This window comes from Pseudomonas sp. A-RE-22 (assembly GCF_019956035.1).
GTDB classification, from domain to species: Bacteria; Pseudomonadota; Gammaproteobacteria; order Pseudomonadales; family Pseudomonadaceae; genus Aquipseudomonas; species Aquipseudomonas brassicacearum.
Genome location: NZ_JAHBCZ010000033.1, coordinates 161,148 through 177,308, shown reverse-complemented (window position 1 = coordinate 177,308; position 16,161 = coordinate 161,148). Strand labels below are relative to the sequence as shown.

General features: G+C 61.8%; 15 protein-coding genes. 10 read left to right on the top strand and 5 right to left on the bottom strand.

Translation table 11 applies throughout. From position 1 onward, the window contains the following. Positions 1 to 81 precede the first annotated feature (81 nt). The 5 genes from KGA89_RS17435 to KGA89_RS17415 all read left to right on the top strand — a co-directional run bounded on the left by KGA89_RS17435 (position 82) and on the right by KGA89_RS17415 (position 4,808). Positions 82 to 1,512, top strand: a complete 1,431-nt coding sequence (locus KGA89_RS17435; protein WP_003206528.1) for a coniferyl aldehyde dehydrogenase — start codon at positions 82 to 84, stop codon at positions 1,510 to 1,512. A 27-nt stretch (positions 1,513 to 1,539) separates the two neighbouring features. Then, positions 1,540 to 2,085, top strand: coding sequence for a twin-arginine translocation pathway signal protein (locus tag KGA89_RS17430; RefSeq protein WP_223472131.1), 546 nt, complete (start codon positions 1,540 to 1,542; stop codon positions 2,083 to 2,085). Positions 2,086 to 2,228: 143 nt separating this feature from the next. Next, a complete protein-coding gene (locus KGA89_RS17425; protein ID WP_003206532.1) occupies positions 2,229 to 3,824 on the top strand; it encodes a GMC family oxidoreductase in 1,596 nt (531 codons plus the stop codon). 115 nt (positions 3,825 to 3,939) lie between these two features. Continuing rightward, positions 3,940 to 4,419, top strand: coding sequence for a pantetheine-phosphate adenylyltransferase (gene coaD, locus KGA89_RS17420; RefSeq protein ID WP_003177462.1), 480 nt, complete (start codon positions 3,940 to 3,942; stop codon positions 4,417 to 4,419). Between the two features lie 137 nt (positions 4,420 to 4,556). After that, positions 4,557 to 4,808: a YfhL family 4Fe-4S dicluster ferredoxin gene (locus KGA89_RS17415; RefSeq protein WP_003206534.1), complete on the top strand. Its 252-nt coding sequence runs from the start codon at positions 4,557 to 4,559 to the stop codon at positions 4,806 to 4,808. 150 nt (positions 4,809 to 4,958) lie between these two features. Here KGA89_RS17415 and KGA89_RS17410 read toward each other — a convergent pair whose 3' ends face one another. The 3 genes from KGA89_RS17410 to KGA89_RS17400 form a co-directional block, all read right to left on the bottom strand. Next, positions 4,959 to 5,279 carry a multidrug transporter gene (locus KGA89_RS17410; RefSeq protein WP_223472130.1) on the bottom strand — a complete coding sequence of 107 codons (321 nt, stop codon included), beginning with the start codon at positions 5,277 to 5,279 and terminating at the stop codon, positions 4,959 to 4,961. A 130-nt stretch (positions 5,280 to 5,409) separates the two neighbouring features. Beyond that, positions 5,410 to 6,222 (bottom strand): bifunctional DNA-formamidopyrimidine glycosylase/DNA-(apurinic or apyrimidinic site) lyase, encoded by an 813-nt coding sequence (mutM, locus tag KGA89_RS17405; protein WP_003206537.1) that lies wholly within the window; start codon positions 6,220 to 6,222, stop codon positions 5,410 to 5,412. Between the two features lie 30 nt (positions 6,223 to 6,252). Next, a complete protein-coding gene (locus KGA89_RS17400) occupies positions 6,253 to 7,068 on the bottom strand; it encodes an HDOD domain-containing protein (protein ID WP_172681424.1) in 816 nt (271 codons plus the stop codon). Between the two features lie 233 nt (positions 7,069 to 7,301). On the opposite strand from KGA89_RS17400, the gene KGA89_RS17395 reads away from it, so the two are divergent. The 4 genes from KGA89_RS17395 (at position 7,302) to ilvD (ending at position 12,680) form a co-directional block, all read left to right on the top strand. Next, positions 7,302 to 7,841 (top strand): type 1 glutamine amidotransferase domain-containing protein, encoded by a 540-nt coding sequence (locus KGA89_RS17395; protein WP_223472129.1) that lies wholly within the window; start codon positions 7,302 to 7,304, stop codon positions 7,839 to 7,841. A 111-nt stretch (positions 7,842 to 7,952) separates the two neighbouring features. Further along, a complete protein-coding gene (locus KGA89_RS17390) occupies positions 7,953 to 9,149 on the top strand; it encodes a class I SAM-dependent rRNA methyltransferase (RefSeq protein ID WP_223472128.1) in 1,197 nt (398 codons plus the stop codon). Between the two features lie 215 nt (positions 9,150 to 9,364). Further along, positions 9,365 to 10,570: an MFS transporter gene (locus tag KGA89_RS17385; protein WP_223472127.1), complete on the top strand. Its 1,206-nt coding sequence runs from the start codon at positions 9,365 to 9,367 to the stop codon at positions 10,568 to 10,570. 268 nt (positions 10,571 to 10,838) lie between these two features. After that, positions 10,839 to 12,680 carry a dihydroxy-acid dehydratase gene (gene ilvD, locus KGA89_RS17380; protein ID WP_223472126.1) on the top strand — a complete coding sequence of 614 codons (1,842 nt, stop codon included), beginning with the start codon at positions 10,839 to 10,841 and terminating at the stop codon, positions 12,678 to 12,680. Between the two features lie 184 nt (positions 12,681 to 12,864). Here ilvD and KGA89_RS17375 read toward each other — a convergent pair whose 3' ends face one another. Beyond that, the gene (locus tag KGA89_RS17375; protein ID WP_223472125.1) at positions 12,865 to 13,920 is read right to left on the bottom strand and encodes a haloacid dehalogenase-like hydrolase; all 1,056 of its coding nucleotides are present in this window, start codon (positions 13,918 to 13,920) and stop codon (positions 12,865 to 12,867) included. A 243-nt stretch (positions 13,921 to 14,163) separates the two neighbouring features. Here KGA89_RS17375 and KGA89_RS17370 point away from each other — a divergent pair, with 243 nt between their 5' ends. Continuing rightward, on the top strand, positions 14,164 to 15,555 hold the full coding sequence (locus KGA89_RS17370) for an L-cystine transporter (RefSeq protein ID WP_223472124.1): 1,392 nt from the start codon (positions 14,164 to 14,166) through the stop codon (positions 15,553 to 15,555). A 58-nt stretch (positions 15,556 to 15,613) separates the two neighbouring features. On the opposite strand, the gene KGA89_RS17365 is transcribed toward KGA89_RS17370, so the two are convergent. Continuing rightward, a complete protein-coding gene (locus tag KGA89_RS17365; protein ID WP_003206554.1) occupies positions 15,614 to 16,126 on the bottom strand; it encodes a dihydrofolate reductase in 513 nt (170 codons plus the stop codon). Positions 16,127 to 16,161: the final 35 nt, after the last annotated feature.

The window sequence follows — 16,161 nt, the reverse complement described above, 5'->3', positions numbered from 1 at the left end:
CATCGCCGTTACGGATGCCATTGACTTTCTAGAGTATAAGCTCTAGAAAACATCCACTCTAATAATATCCGGTGCCCGACGATGCCTGCCGACGTTGCCTACCTGCACGAGTCTCAACAACAACTGGACGAGCTGCGGTCGCTCTTCGATGCCCAGCGCCAGGCCTACGCCGCCCATCCAATGCCCCCGGCCGAACAGCGCCGACAATGGCTCAAGGCACTGCGCGAGGTATTGAGCAACGAACGACAAGCCTTGATCGACGCCATCAGCCAGGATTTCAGCCACCGCAGCGCCGACGAAACACTGCTGGCCGAGTTGATGCCGAGCCTGCACGGGATCCATTACGCCAGCCGACATCTCCAGGGTTGGATGAAACCCTCCCGGCGCAAGGTGGGCATGGCCTTCCAGCCGGCATCGGCCAAAGTGGTGTACCAGCCGCTGGGCGTGGTCGGGGTCATCGTTCCGTGGAACTACCCGCTGTTCCTGGCCATCGGGCCGCTGACGGGAGCGCTGGCGGCGGGCAACCGGGTGATGCTCAAGCTCAGCGAATCGACACCGGCGACCGGCTTGCTGCTCAAGCAACTGCTGGCCCGGGTCTTTCCCCAGGACCTGGTCTGCGTGGTGCTTGGCGAGGCTGAGGTCGGCATGGCGTTTTCCAAGCTGCCCTTCGATCACCTGCTGTTCACCGGCGCCACCAGCATCGGCAAGCATGTCATGCGCGCCGCTGCCGAAAACCTGACCCCGGTCACCCTCGAGCTGGGTGGAAAGTCGCCGGCCATCGTGTCGACCGATGTGCCGCTCAAGGACGCCGCCGAACGCATCGCTTTCGGCAAGACCCTGAATGCCGGGCAAACCTGTGTCGCCCCGGACTACGTGCTGGTGCCACAGAATCGCGTCGGCGAGTTCGTTGAGGCGTATCGCGAGGCGGTTCGCGGGTTTTATCCGACCCTGGCGAACAACCCGGACTACACCGCAATCATCAACGAACGACAGCTGGCGCGACTCAACGGCTACATCAGCGACGCCACCAGCAAGGGCGCGCTGCTGATCGAACTGTTCGACCAGGGCCAGGACCGCCGCATGGCCCACAGCCTGCTGCTCAACGTCAGCGATGAAATGACCGTCATGCAGGACGAGATCTTCGGCCCGTTGCTGCCCATCGTGCCCTACGAGCATCTGGACCAGGCGTTTGCCTACATCAATCAGCGACCCCGCCCGCTGGCGCTCTACTACTTCGGCTACAACAAGGCCGAACAGAATCGCGTGCTCCACGAAACCCATTCCGGAGGCGTCTGCTTGAACGACACGCTGCTGCATGTCGCCCAGGACGACTTGCCGTTTGGCGGCATTGGTCCCTCGGGAATGGGGCATTACCACGGGCATGAGGGTTTCCTGACCTTCAGCAAGGCCAAGGGCGTGCTGACCAAACAGCGATTCAACGCCGCGAAGCTGATTTATCCGCCCTACGGCAAGCCTTTGCAGAAACTGATCCAGAAACTGTTTGTCCGCTGACGCGTCTCTTCCCGGGTAATCAAAATAATGAACCCAAGCCTCACCGATACACCCGCGCTGTCACGGCGCGGCCTGCTGAAGTTCAGCCTCGGCGCCAGCGCCTTCCTGGCCACCGTCGGTGTGGGCGCCAGCCTGAGCGGTTGCTCGCCAAGCCAACCGGCCAATGGCCTGGCGGCCCTGCGCGACAGCGACCTGCCATTTTTACGCAGCGTCATCCCCGTGATGCTGGATGGCGCAGTGGCCGTCGGACAGATTACTGCCGCCACTGACGCGACCCTGCGAAGCCTGGACAGCAGCCTGGCCCACCTGTCCCCCGCCATGCTCAAGCTCACACGCCAGCTGTTCGACGTGCTCACGCTGGGCATTACCCGCGGGCCGCTGACCGGTGTCTGGGGCTCGTGGGAAAACGCCAGCGCCGATGACATCCGCCAGTTCCTTGCGCGGTGGGAAAACAGCTCGCTGGACCTGCTGCGACAAGGCCATGGCTCGTTGCTGCAACTGGTGATGATGGCCTGGTACACCCAATCCGAAGCCTGGGCGCGTTGCGGATATCCAGGTCCGATCAAGATTTGAAAGCCAGTGAGATCCTGTGGGAGCGAGCTTGCTCGCGATTGCGGTGTGTCAGTCAATACAGTTGCTGCTGATCCGACGCCATCGCGAGCAAGCTCGCTCCCACAGGGGACATCGCAAACTCAAAACAATAAGAGACTCTCAACATGCCCGTACCCGATCCCTTCCGCGAAGGCCTGGCCCGTGGCTGGACCACCTACAACGGCGCGCAGCTGACCCAGGACCTGACCCTGGAAGCGGACGTGGCCATCGTCGGCAGCGGTGCTGGCGGCGGCACCACTGCAGAAATTCTCAGCGCCGCAGGCTACCGCGTGTTGCTGATCGAGGAAGGTCCGCTCAAGACCAGTCATGACTTCACGCTGCTCGAAGACCAGGCCTACAGCAGCCTGTATCAGGAAGGCCTCGGGCGCATGAGCAAGGACGGCGCCATCACCATTCTCCAGGGCCGGGCCGTCGGTGGCACGACGCTGATCAATTGGACCTCCAGCTTCCGCACGCCCGACCAGACCCTCGACCACTGGGCCGCCGAGCACAACGTAAAAGGCCACGGCCGCGCTGAAATGCTGCCCTGGTTTGCGCAGATGGAAAAACGCCTGGGCGTGGCGCCGTGGCTGATTCCGCCCAATGCCAACAACGACGTGATCCGCAAAGGTTGTGAACAATTGGGCTACGCCTGGCACGTCATCCCGCGCAACGTACGCGGCTGCTGGAACCTGGGCTATTGCGGCATGGGCTGCCCGACCAACGCCAAGCAGTCGATGCTGGTCACCACCATCCCGGCCACCCTGGACAAGGGCGGCGCGCTGCTTTACCTGGCGCGGGCCGAGCGTCTGACAATCAAAAACGATGCCGTCATAGGCCTCGAGTGCCAAGCCATGGACGAACGTTGCGTGGCACCGACCGGCCAGCGCATAACCGTCAAGGCGCGGCATTACGTGCTGGCGGGCGGCGGCATCAATACACCCGCGTTGCTGCTGCGCTCCGATGCGCCAGACCCGCACGAACGCGTGGGCAAGCGCACCTTCCTGCACTTGGTGAACATGTCCGCCGGGCAATTCGACGAGGTCATCAACCCGTTCTACGGCGCGCCGCAATCGATTTATTCGGATCATTTCCAATGGCAGGACGGCACCACCGGCAAAATGTCCTACAAGCTTGAAGTCCCGCCCTTGCACCCGGCCCTGGCCACCACGCTATTGGGCGGGTTCGGCCCCGAGAATGCCTTGCACATGTCCCGGCTGCCCCATACCCACGCCATGCTGGCGCTGTTGCGCGACGGTTTTCATCCGGACAGCCCCGGCGGCAGCGTCCAATTGCGCAACGACGGCACGCCCGTGCTCGATTATCCCGTTACGCCGTATGCCTGGGATGGCTTGCGCCGGGCCTTCCACAGCATGGCCGAGATCCAGTTTGCCGGCGGCGCCAAGGCGGTCATGCCTTTGCACAACGATGCCCGCTACGTAAAGACCCTGGCCGAAGCCCGCACACTGATCGACGGACTCGACCTGGCCTTGTACCGCACACGCCTGGGCAGCGCCCACGTGATGGGCGGTTGCGCCATGGGTGAAGATCCGAAAACCGCCGTCACCGACAGCCTTGGCCGCCATCACCAACTGGGCAATCTGTCGATCCATGACGGCTCGCTGTTCCCCACCAGTATCGGCGCCAACCCGCAATTATCGGTGTACGGGCTGACCGCGCAATTGGCGACGGCCCTGGCCGAACGCCTGAAAAATCCATGAATATCCGGATTATTCGCACCGTCTATAGTGCTTTCTTACGCAACAGCCGACTTGGCCGACCGAGAAGGCTGCGATACCATCCGACTCCCCAACGGACTCCCGCCAGGACGACGCGATGAACCGAGTGTTGTACCCAGGTACCTTCGACCCTATTACCAAGGGCCATGGCGATCTGGTCGAACGCGCCGCGCGCCTGTTCGACCATGTGATCATTGCCGTCGCCGCCAGCCCGAAGAAAAACCCGCTGTTCCCGCTGGAGCAACGTGTGGAACTGGCCCGCGAGGTCACCAAGCACCTGCCCAACGTGGAAGTGGTCGGCTTCTCGACGCTTTTGGCGCACTTTGCCAAGGAAAAGAACGCCAATGTGTTCCTGCGCGGCCTGCGTGCGGTCTCGGACTTCGAGTACGAGTTCCAACTGGCCAACATGAACCGCCAACTGGCACCGGACGTCGAGAGCCTGTTCCTGACGCCGTCGGAGCGCTATTCCTTCATTTCCTCGACCCTGGTCCGGGAAATCGCGGCGTTGGGCGGAGATATCACCAAGTTCGTCCACCCGGCCGTGGCCGATGCGCTGACCCTGCGCTTCAAGAAATAACCCGCGGGCTGCGACCCGCTTCGCAGCCCGGCACAGCGCAGTCCATCGCGCCCGCGTGCACTGCGCTCGCCAATGCGGCACAATTGCGCCCATACGTTTTTCATATGCCCGGGCCCAACGCCCCGGCAGGAGCCTGCATGTCCCTGATCATCACCGACGACTGCATCAATTGCGACGTCTGCGAACCTGAATGCCCGAACGAGGCCATTTCCCAAGGCGAAGAGATCTACGTCATCGACCCGAACTTGTGCACCCAGTGCGTCGGCCATTACGACGAACCCCAGTGCCAGCAGGTCTGCCCGGTGGATTGCATCCCTCTGGACGAGGCTCATCCGGAAACTGAAGAACAGTTGATGGCGAAGTATCGCAAGATTACTGGCAAGGCTTGAGCCAGGTAGTTCTTTAGCGTCTGTACCGGCCTTATCGCGAGCAGGCTCGCTCCCACAAGGGATTTGCGTCAGGCAAAAATGGTGTAGGCACCGCAGATCCCTGTGGGAGCGAGCTTGCTCGCGATGAAGCCATCAGCCGCACCGAACGCGTCACTCCTGCCGCTCAAACCCCTCCCCAATACACCCCAGGCACCGCATAAACGTGGCCTTCGCCGGGTCCACCACCAGCGCCTTGCCCGCATCGCCGACCCCGCCGCCCAGCGCGGTAAAGGGCAACGACACCACGAATGCTCCGGCGCCAATCACTGTGGCGGCCAGCAGCAACGGACGGGCGATCAGCAGGTCGCCGATCATGGCGAAGGCCGGCGGGTTCTGGATGGTGTAGCGCGGGTCGCCGCTGCCGTCGCTTGCCAAGGCAGGCAAACCGACACTCAGCAGCAGCGCGAGAACAGCAGGTCGAAACAGCTTCATCGGGCGATCCTTCGGCTAAATCAGTACGAAAGTGGCCTGTGTGGCTAGTTCTATTAGTCAACTTCGGATGCCAGAAGTTGAGCTAACGAACTAGCCACACAGGCCACTTGACTATAGACCGTAGGACAAATCAGCTCTGACAGCGTGGACACCAGACGCTCGCACGCTGGCCCAGGCGGATTTCCCGCAGCCCCGTGCCACAGACTTTGCACAGCTCCCCGCCCCGTCCGTAGACGAACAGTTCCTGCTGGAAATAGCCAGGTTGGCCGTCCCCGCCGATAAAGTCCCGCAGCGTGGTGCCACCGCGCTCGATGGCATGGGCGAGGATGCGCTTGATCTCGATCGCCAGCTTCAGGTAACGCGCCCGGGAAATGCCTCCGGCGGCCCGGCGTGGGTCGATCCCGGCGGCGAACAGGGCCTCGGTCGCGTAGATATTGCCCACCCCCACCACCACCGCGTTGTCCATGATGAACGGCTTGACCGCCATGGAACGCCCTCGCGAAAGCTGGAACAACCGTTCGCCATCGAACAGGTCGGTCAACGGCTCGGGACCCAGGCGAATCAACAGCTCGTGATTGAACGGGTCAAGGCTCCAGAGCATCGCGCCAAAACGCCGAGGGTCGGTGTAGCGCAAGGCCAGGCCGGACTCCAGCTCGATGTCCACGTGCTCGTGCTTGGCGGCCGGCATGCCGACCTCCACCAAGCGCAGATTGCCGGACATGCCCAGGTGGCTGATCAACGTGCCGACCTCGGCATTGATCAACAGGTACTTGGCCCGCCGCTCCACCTGCACGATGCGCTGGCCCGAAAGCCGCACGTCGAGATCTTCCGGGATCGGCCAGCGCAGGCGGCGGTCGCGGACCACCACGCGGCTGACCCGCTGGCCTTCAAGATGGGGCGCGATTCCGCGACGGGTGGTTTCGACTTCCGGCAGTTCTGGCATGAGGTTCTCGAGTCAGGCGAAGCCCCGCACTCAACGAGTGGCGAGGTCGCGAATTTCCTGTTTCTGGGTCTGGAAGTCGTATTCCGACAACCCGATGTAATCGAGCACAAGGCTCCCGACACTATCCCACTCGTGATCTTCGGCCTGATTGCCGAGCACCCGGTGGGACGCACAGATGTTCTCGGACATCTTCAGGATCGCCAGCAGGTTCTTCAACTGGCTGTTGTTGCGTGAAGACTCGTCGCTGAAGATCGCCAGAGCATTGTGGTGGTTGGCGATGGCCTGGCTGACGTGATCCGGCAGGCGCCAGGATTTGGAGGTGTAGTAACCGACCACGGCATGGTTGGTGTTGAACTCACGATTCTCGGTGTCCACCACCCGGCACTCGGCGCTGGCATTGGCGTAGGCCTCTTCCAGCACGCCCATGTAGTTGGGGAACTGCTTGAGCATCAACGGCACGCCGCAATCGTGGAACAGCCCCAGCGCATAGGCTTCGTCACCGTTCTCCAGGCCGACGCGCTTGGCCAGGGTCAGGCAAGTCATCGCCACATCCTGGGCGGTATCCCAGAAGCGGTTCAGGGTAACGATGGCGTCGTCGTGCAGTTCGCCCTTGATCGACTGCGCATTGATCAGGTTGATGATCGAACGGCTGCCCAACAGGTTCACCGCGCGCTGGATCGAGGTGATCTTGTTGCGCAGGCCGTAGTACGGCGAGTTGACGATCTTGAGCAAGGCCCCGGAAAGGCCCGGGTCGTGGGAAATCAGCTTGGCGATGGTCTCCAGGTCCGGGTCGGGCATGTACTGTTCCATCTGCAGATCCACCATGATCTGCGGTTGGGGCGGCACGCTGATGCCTTGCAAGGACTGTTGGATCTGTTCGGCGGAAAGTTCTTTGGACATGAGTACACACTCCGGTGTCAGGCGGGGATTCTAACCCTTAAAGATGGATCCGATACACCGCCGGGTAGATCGGCGGAACTTTCCTTCAGGCATCGGCTTCGGACTTTACAGGGCCGACAGCCAAGCCTGCATTAAGGCTTGAGTCGGCAACCCCGCCACTCAGCTTGAGGAGATTTTTCATGCATGGCTCCCTGAACAACAAACGTGTCGCCATCCTCGTGACCGACGGTTTTGAACAGGCCGAACTGACCGGCCCCCAACAGGCGCTGGAACAGGCCGGCGTCAAGGTTGACATCGTTTCGGCCCGCGAAGGCCAGGTCAAAGGTTGGAACCATGACCAGCCGGCCGACGACTTCCGGATCGACCTGACCTTCAAGGCCGCCAATGTCGAACAGTACGACGCCGTGGTGCTGCCCGGTGGCGTGCAGAACTCCGACACCATCCGCATCGACGCCGATGCCCAGAAACTGGTCAAGGGCTTCGAGGCGGCGGGCAAGCCCATCGCGGTGATTTGCCATGGCGGCTGGCTGCTGGTGTCGAGCGGGCTGGTCAAGGGCAAGACCATGACCAGCTACAAGACCCTCAAGGATGACCTGGTCAACGCCGGCGCGAACTGGGTCGATAAGGAAGTGGTCAAGGACGGCACGTTGATCAGCAGCCGTCAGCCCGATGACATTCCGGCGTTCAACCGCGAGCTGATCAGCGCGTTGTCCGCCTGAAGCCTGCCCGATACCGTGGTGAGGGAGCACGCTCCCCCACCACATGTCCACCACAAGCCCCGCCAAGGTTGCAACACGGTATACTCCCGCTCTTTTTTCCGGAGCGACGTCATGTCCCTGCCTAGCCTGCGCCTCAAAGCCAACGCCGACCGTCGCCTGCGCGCCGGCCACCTGTGGGTCTACAGTAACGAAATCGATGTAGCCGCCACCCCGCTGCACGGCTTCAAGGCCGGCGACCAGGCCATCCTCGAAGCTGCCGGCGGCAAGCCGCTGGGCATCGTTGCGATGAGCCCCAACAACCTGATCTGCGCCCGGCTGCTGTCCCGTGACGTGAAGCTGCCGCTGGACAAGTCCCTGCTGGTGCATCGCCTCAACGTGGCGTTGTCCCTGCGCGAGCGACTGTTCGACAAACCGTTCTATCGCCTGGTCTACGGTGATTCCGACCTGTTGCCAGGCCTGGTGGTCGACCGTTTCGGCGACATCCTGGTGGTGCAGATCGCCTCTGCCACCATGGAAGCCCACAAGGACGACGTGATCGCCGCCCTGACCCAGGTGCTCAAGCCCAGCGGCATCCTGTTCAAGAACGACTCCGCGGCCCGTGACGCCGAAGGCCTGAACCGCTACGTCGAGACCGTGTTCGGCCTGGTGCCGGAATGGGTCGCCCTGGAAGAGAACGGCGTGAAGTTCGAAGCGCCGGTCATGGAAGGCCAGAAAACCGGCTGGTTCTACGACCACCGCATGAACCGCGCACGGCTGGCCCCGTACGCCAAGGGCAAGCGTGTACTGGACCTGTTCAGCTACATCGGCGGCTGGGGCGTGCAAGCCGCAGCGTTCGGCGCCAGCGAAGTGTTCTGCGTCGATGCCTCGGCCTTTGCCCTCGACGGTGTCGAGCGCAACGCGGCGTTGAACGGCTTCGCCGAGAAGCTGACCTGTATCGAAGGCGACGTGTTCGAAGCCCTGAAAGAGCTCAAGGCCAGCGACGAACGTTTCGACGTGATCGTGGCCGACCCACCCGCTTTCATCAAGCGCAAGAAAGACCTGAAAAACGGTGAAGGCGCCTATCGCCGCCTCAACGAACAAGCCATGCGCCTGCTCAGCAAGGACGGCATCCTGGTCAGCGCGTCGTGCTCGATGCACCTGCCCGAAGACGACCTGCAAAATATCCTGCTGACCAGCGCCCGCCACCTGGACCGCAACATTCAGCTGCTCGAACGCGGCGGCCAGGGCCCAGACCATCCGGTACACCCGGCCATTGCCGAAACCCGCTACATCAAGAGCATCACCTGCCGGTTGTTGCCCAACAGCTGAGGCCGGACGGGGCCAGGGCCGTAGCGCTGTGCCCCGCAGACTCCAATTGCATCCTGATCGCAGCCTTGGCTGCGATTTTTTTTGCGCGTTTGAATAAGTCTGTAGGAGCCTCCCCACGCAATTACCAGAGCCTTCCTACTCAATCTCCCCCGCGCCTGGCCGGCATGACGCATTAGGATTGAAAGCGACCCTCAGGTACGTCTTGGAACTGTTCGATGACTGATTCGCAAAACCACCTGGCCGCCCGTAAACCTGCCACCGTCGGCCTATTGCTGACCCTGACATTGCTCGGCGTCTTTCCAATCGACGTCGTGCTGCCTTCGTTCCCCGCCCTGTCCGAGCAGTTTGAACGTCCATCGTCGGACATTGCCCTGTCTGTCAGCCTGTACGCAGTGGGCATCGCCTTTTCGCAACTGCTGGTTGGCCCACTCTCCGACACCATGGGGCGAAAAAACCTGCTGCTGATCGGGATCGCCGTCGCAGCCATCGGCGCAACAGGTTGCGTGCTCGCCGACGATTACTGGTCCTTTCTGTTATTCCGTATCGTTCAAGCCTTGGGATGCGGTTGCTTCGTGCTGTCTCAAGCGCTGATCCAGGATCTGTTCACTGGCCGGGAACAGCAGCGACTGCGGATATTCCTGGTCACCTGCGGAGGGGTTTTCATTTCCGTTTCGCCCCTGGCCGGCACCGGGCTGCAAAGCTGGATGGGCTGGCGTGGCAGCTTCCTGGTGTTCATTGCCCTGGCCATGGGTGTATTCGCAAGCGCCTGTCTTTTACTTGAACGCTCCACGGCAGGTAGCCAACCCAGGCGCCTGAACTTCATCGCAGCCTATCGAACGGTCTGCGCGGACTTCAGTTTCATGGCCTATTGGCTAACCTCGGCGCTGGCTTTTTCCTGCCACTTCTCGTTCATCGTCATTTCACCATTGGTCTTGATCGACCAGTTGCACCTCTCACCCGAGGCTTTTTCACTGGCGCTGCTGGGCTATGGGCTGGCCTACATTGGCGGGGGCGCGGTGGCGTCCGTGCTGAGCAATAGAATCGACTCGCAGACACAAATCATCACGGGCCTGGTCCTGATCCTCGCGGCTGGAGTGCTGATGTTGGTGCTCTCCAAGCCCCTTGGCTTGTCGGTCACGTCCCTGCTGCTGCCCATGATCGTGTGCACCGCCGGAACGACCATTGCCCGCGCAGCCGCCCACACCCAAGCCATGAATAGTTTTCCCGAGCGGGCCGGCACATCGGCCTCGGCCGGTAGCGTGCTGATCTTTATCGTCGGCGGGCTGACCAGCGCCGCGATCAGCCTCACCCCGCTGGACTTGCAGCTCACCCTGGCCCTCTGCCTGGTCCTGCTCAGTCTGCTGGGGCTGGCACTCAATGCCCTGGTCCGGCATCGCTACCGCGGGTTGTTGACCGACTGAACCCTGCCAGTCGTCATCCCGCGCACGACATTGGCGTCCGATCAGCGCTTTGCGTCATTTCATCCTGGCGCCAGCGGTGTAGAATCGCGTCATTCATCGCCATTCATCCCCGGCGGGTTTATGAGCTCATGCTGAGGCGCGCAGCGATCCTGCAAAGTCATCAGCCACTTCCGGACACACGGCCAAACCCGGGTGTTCCAGACGTCGACAGAAGCTCACTTCCCCATTGATACCTGATAAGTACCTGATTAGCCGCCCGGAGTGCTCCATGCCTGATTACCGCTCGAAAACATCCACCCATGGCCGCAACATGGCCGGCGCTCGTGCCTTGTGGCGCGCCACGGGGATGAAGGATGACGACTTCAAGAAGCCGATCATCGCCATTGCCAACTCCTTCACCCAGTTCGTACCGGGTCACGTCCACCTCAAGGACCTCGGCCAGCTGGTTGCCCGGGAAATCGAGCGCGCCGGCGGCGTTGCCAAGGAATTCAACACCATCGCCGTGGACGACGGCATCGCCATGGGTCACGACGGCATGCTCTATTCGCTGCCGAGCCGCGAGATCATCGCCGACTCCGTCGAATACATGGTCAACGCCCACTGCGCCGACGCCATCGTGTGCATTTCCAACTGCGACAAGATCACCCCGGGCATGCTCATGGCCGCCCTGCGCCTGAACATCCCGGTGATCTTCGTCTCCGGCGGCCCGATGGAAGCCGGCAAGACCAAGCTCGCCAGCCACGGCCTCGACCTGGTCGACGCCATGGTCATCGCCGCCGACTCCAGCGCCTCTGACGAGAAGGTTGCCGAGTACGAGCGCAGCGCCTGCCCGACCTGCGGTTCGTGCTCCGGCATGTTCACCGCCAACTCGATGAACTGCCTGACCGAAGCCCTGGGCCTGGCCCTGCCGGGCAACGGTTCGACCCTCGCCACCCACAGCGATCGCGAACAGCTGTTCCTCCAGGCCGGCCGGACCATCGTCGAGCTGTGCAAGCGCTACTACGGTGAGAACGACGAGTCGGTGCTGCCGCGCAACATCGCCAACTTCAAGGCGTTCGAAAACGCCATGACCCTGGACATCGCCATGGGCGGTTCCACCAACACCATCCTGCACTTGCTGGCCGCTGCCCAGGAAGCCGAGATCGATTTCGACCTGCGCGACATCGACCGCCTGTCCCGTCACGTGCCGCAACTGTGCAAGGTCGCGCCGAACATCCAGAAGTACCATATGGAAGACGTGCACCGTGCCGGCGGGATCTTCAGCATCCTTGGCTCCCTGGCCCGTGGCGGCCTGTTGCACACCGACCTGCCGACCGTGCACAGCAAGACCATGGCCGAAGGCATCGCCAAGTGGGACATCACCCAGACCACCGACGAGGCCGTGCATCACTTCTTCAAGGCCGGCCCGGCGGGCATTCCGACGCAAACCGCGTTCAGCCAGTCGACCCGTTGGGAAACCCTGGACGACGACCGTGAAAACGGCTGCATCCGCAGCGTCGAACACGCGTATTCCAAGGAAGGTGGCCTGGCCGTGCTGTACGGCAACATCGCCCTGGATGGCTGCGTGGTGAAAACCGCCGGCGTCGACGAGTCGATCCATGTGTTCGAAGGCAACGCGAAGATTTTCGAAAGCCAGGACAGCGCCGTGCGCGGCATCCTCGCTGACGAAGTGAAGGCCGGCGACATCGTGATCATTCGCTACGAAGGCCCGAAAGGCGGCCCGGGCATGCAGGAAATGCTCTACCCAACCTCCTACCTGAAGTCCAAGGGCCTGGGCAAAGCCTGCGCCTTGCTGACCGATGGCCGGTTCTCCGGCGGCACCTCGGGCCTGTCCATCGGCCACGCTTCTCCGGAGGCAGCCGCTGGCGGCGCCATCGGTCTGGTGCGGGACGGTGACAAGGTCCTGATCGACATTCCGAACCGCTCGATCAACCTGTTGATCAGCGACGAAGAACTGGCCGGGCGCCGCGTCGAACAGGACAACAAGGGCTGGAAACCGGTGGAAGTTCGTCCACGCAAAGTCACCACGGCCCTCAAGGCCTACGCCCTGCTCGCCACCAGCGCCGACAAGGGCGCGGTGCGTAACAAGGCGATGCTCGACGGCTTGTAAGCGTCTACAGCGACAATAAAAATGCCCCGCCAAGTGCGGGGCATTTTTATTACGGGAAACACAGAACACCAACCACCACATGTGGGAGCGAGCTTGCTCGCGATGGCGGCGTATCAATCAACAGTGAGGTTGAATGTGACGCCCTCATCGCGAGCAAGCTCGCTCCCACAGGGGGGTGTGGGTCTTACTGGATGTCTTCGGGTTTGACGATCACCCAGTTTTTGTCCGCCGTCACCGGCAGTCCTTCCTTGGCTTGGGCCGCGGCGTGCTTGGCCATCATGCCGTTAATCTGGGTCATGTATTTGTCCTTGCGGTTGACCCACAGGTGGATGCCGCCCTTGGCTACATCCACATCGTGGAACAGCATGTAACCATCGCTGCTGGGTGTGTCGCCGCCCACCAGTACCGGTTTTTTCCATTCGTCGATGTACGTCAGGATCGCTGCGTGCTTGCCGGCCATCCAGGTCGCCGGGGTCCACAGGTAAGGCGTGTACTCCAGATCGAGGTTGGCCTTCTCGTCATATTTGCCGGCAGTGATCTGCTTGCGCGCGGTGGTCAGTTCGCCGGTCTTGCGGTCCTTGAGCAGGGTGGTCACGCCGATCACGTTCTGCGGCTTGAGGTTGTAGCCATACTTCGAGTCGGAGGCGACCATGCGCACCAGTTCTTCGGAAGCGGCGGTCATGACATAGACCTCGATGCCGTTTTCCATCAGCTTGTTGTACAGCTCGGCCTGGCCGGTAAAGACTTTCGGCGGGTTGACGTTGTACTGGACCACCTTGTCGCCGTCGTAATAGGTGGTCGGCACTGGCTTGCCGGACGCCATCAACTCGTCGACATAGCCCTTGAGCTCCTTGAGGGTAAAGCCGGAAAACACCTGGGCCACCCATGGGTAGCAGACCATGTCATCGACTTCGCACAGGCGGTAGTAGTAGCTGAACAGGCTTTCCTTGTGGTCGGCGGTGTCCTTGAACGGCATCAGCTTCAAGGACGGGTCCAGGGTTTCCCGGGTGATGAGGCCCTTGTTTTCCATGAACGGCAGCAACGATTCCTCAAGGTCGTAGCGGTAACTGGTGTTGTCCATGTCGAACACCGCGTAGTTACCCTTGTTGGCGTTGGCCGCGATCATCGTCTCCAGGGCCTTGGCTTGTTCCGCCGGCCAGTGTTTGAGATCGGTGGCGAGTGCCTGGCCGGCGAGACCAAGGCTCAAGGCGACAGCGAGAAAACGAGGTGCGAGTTTCATCGGCATTTCTCCCGGGTTCAAAAGAACTCGACGCTAACAAATGCTTGTGACAGTCCTCGCCTACCCGCGACCGCTTGCGTCTTGATTGCGCCAGCGACATATCCGTAAACGTCGCTGCCTTATTCCATAAACGACAATCTACATGCGTTTTTAGTATTAATTCATTAGTTATCAGGCTGTTAGGCTTCCCGGCTCACAGTCGCGGCTTCGGGCGACTGGCACGTCTTATCGGAGTCTCTTTTGATGAATCTGCCTTTGATCCTCAATCTTCTGGTGTTCCTCGCCTTGCTGTTCGGCCTGGCACAAACCCGTCACCGCACCTGGAGCCTGGCGAAAAAAGTGCTGCTGGCACTGGTGCTGGGCGTGGTGTTCGGTCTCGCTCTGCACACGATTTATGGCGCCGGCAACCCGGTGCTCAAGGCCTCGATCGGTTGGTTCGACCTGGTGGGCAACGGCTACGTGCAGTTGCTGCAAATGATCGTGATCCCGCTGGTCTTTGCCTCGATCCTCAGCGCCGTGGCCCGCCTGCATAACGCCTCGTCCCTGGGCAAGATCAGCTTCCTGACCATCGGCACGCTGCTGTTCACCACCGCCATCGCCGCGCTGATCGGCATTGGCCTGACCAACCTGTTCGGCCTCACCGCCGAAGGCCTGGTGGCCGGCACCCAGGAACTGGCGCGCCTGCAAGTGATCCAGAGCGACTACGCCGGCAAGGTCGCCGACCTGAACATCCCGCAATTACTGCTTTCATTCATCCCACAGAACCCCTTTGCCGACCTGGCGCGGGCCAAGCCGACCTCGATCATCAGCGTGGTGATCTTCGCCGCGTTCCTCGGGGTCGCGGCGTTGCAGTTGCTCAAGGACGACGTGGAGAAAGGCCAGAAAGTGATCAACGCCATCGACACCCTGCAAAGCTGGGTGACGCGCCTGGTGCGCCTGGTGATGAAGCTGACGCCGTACGGTGTGCTGGCGCTGATGACCAAGGTGGTGGCCGGTTCCAACCTGCAGGACATCATCAAGCTCGGCAGTTTTGTCGTGGTGTCGTACCTGGGGCTGGGCCTGATGCTCGTGGTCCATGGCCTGCTGGTGTCCGCTGCCGGGATCAACCCGTTGCGCTTTTTCCGCAAGATCTGGCCGGTGCTGACCTTCGCCTTCACCAGCCGCTCCAGCGCAGCCACTATCCCGTTGAGCATCGAAGCCCAGACCAGCCGCCTCGGCATTCCACGGGCGATTGCCAGCTTCAGCGCCTCGTTCGGCGCCACCATCGGCCAGAACGGTTGTGCCGGCCTTTATCCGGCCATGCTGGCGGTGATGGTCGCGCCGACTGTGGGCATCAACCCGTTGGATCCGGTGTGGATCGCGACGCTGGTGGCGATCGTGACGTTGAGTTCGGCCGGGGTGGCCGGGGTCGGTGGCGGCGCGACATTCGCCGCACTGATCGTGCTGCCGGCCATGGGCTTGCCGGTCTCGCTGGTGGCATTGCTGATTTCCGTCGAACCGCTGATCGACATGGGCCGTACGGCGTTGAACGTCAGCGGCTCGATCACCGCCGGGGCGATTACCAGCCAGGTGATGCAGCAGACCGACAAGGCGTTGCTCGATGCCGAGGAGCATGGGGAGTTGGTGCACGCTTGATTGCCCTGATACCTGTGGGAGCAAAGCTTGTGGGAGCAAGGCATTGCTCACACAGGGCTTACAGCTTCTCCCACACCTCAAAGCTATAGGCCGGTTTGTCCCCTTCGGCCGGATTCGGCTGGTTCGAGACCAGCGTCCACTGGCTCGCATCAAATGCCGGAAACCACGCATCCCCTTCCGGGCTCAGCGCCACGCGGGTCAGGTACAGTCGATCCGCCTGTTCCAGGGCCTGGGCGTACAGTTGGGCACCGCCGATCAACATCAACTCGTCGACGCCCTGCTCCAGTGCCCACGCCTCGGCCCTCGCCACCGCAGCTTCCAGGGTGGAGAACACTTGCGCGCCCTCCAACACCAGGCCCGACTGGCGGCTGACCACGATGTTCAGGCGTCCCGGCAGCGGTCGACCGAGGGAATCCCAGGTCTTGCGCCCCATGATGATCGGCTTGCCCAGAGTGGTGGCCTTGAAGTATTTGAAATCCCCCGGCAGGTGCCAGGGCATGCTGTTGTCGATGCCGATCACACGGTTTTCACCGAGGGCTGCGATCAGGCTTAAAGGGAGAGTTTTGTTCATGGCCGCGAGGATACCAGAGGCTCGGCGTACCCCGA

Bases quoted from the DNA above. Each gene is read 5' to 3' on its own strand.
- KGA89_RS17370 (WP_223472124.1), top strand. From the start codon at position 14,164: ATGAATCTGCCTTTGATCCTCAATCTTCTGGTGTTCCTCGCCTTGCTG.
- KGA89_RS17430 (WP_223472131.1), top strand. From the start codon at position 1,540: ATGAACCCAAGCCTCACCGATACACCCGCGCTGTCACGGCGCGGCCTG.
- KGA89_RS17425 (WP_003206532.1), top strand. From the start codon at position 2,229: ATGCCCGTACCCGATCCCTTCCGCGAAGGCCTGGCCCGTGGCTGGACC.
- KGA89_RS17435 (WP_003206528.1), top strand. From the start codon at position 82: ATGCCTGCCGACGTTGCCTACCTGCACGAGTCTCAACAACAACTGGAC.
- KGA89_RS17415 (WP_003206534.1), top strand. From the start codon at position 4,557: ATGTCCCTGATCATCACCGACGACTGCATCAATTGCGACGTCTGCGAA.
- KGA89_RS17395 (WP_223472129.1), top strand. From the start codon at position 7,302: ATGCATGGCTCCCTGAACAACAAACGTGTCGCCATCCTCGTGACCGAC.
- KGA89_RS17410 (WP_223472130.1), bottom strand. From the start codon at position 5,279: ATGAAGCTGTTTCGACCTGCTGTTCTCGCGCTGCTGCTGAGTGTCGGT.
- KGA89_RS17390 (WP_223472128.1), top strand. From the start codon at position 7,953: ATGTCCCTGCCTAGCCTGCGCCTCAAAGCCAACGCCGACCGTCGCCTG.
- KGA89_RS17365 (WP_003206554.1), bottom strand. From the start codon at position 16,126: ATGAACAAAACTCTCCCTTTAAGCCTGATCGCAGCCCTCGGTGAAAAC.
- KGA89_RS17375 (WP_223472125.1), bottom strand. From the start codon at position 13,920: ATGAAACTCGCACCTCGTTTTCTCGCTGTCGCCTTGAGCCTTGGTCTC.
- coaD (WP_003177462.1), top strand. From the start codon at position 3,940: ATGAACCGAGTGTTGTACCCAGGTACCTTCGACCCTATTACCAAGGGC.
- mutM (WP_003206537.1), bottom strand. From the start codon at position 6,222: ATGCCAGAACTGCCGGAAGTCGAAACCACCCGTCGCGGAATCGCGCCC.
- ilvD (WP_223472126.1), top strand. From the start codon at position 10,839: ATGCCTGATTACCGCTCGAAAACATCCACCCATGGCCGCAACATGGCC.
- KGA89_RS17385 (WP_223472127.1), top strand. From the start codon at position 9,365: ATGACTGATTCGCAAAACCACCTGGCCGCCCGTAAACCTGCCACCGTC.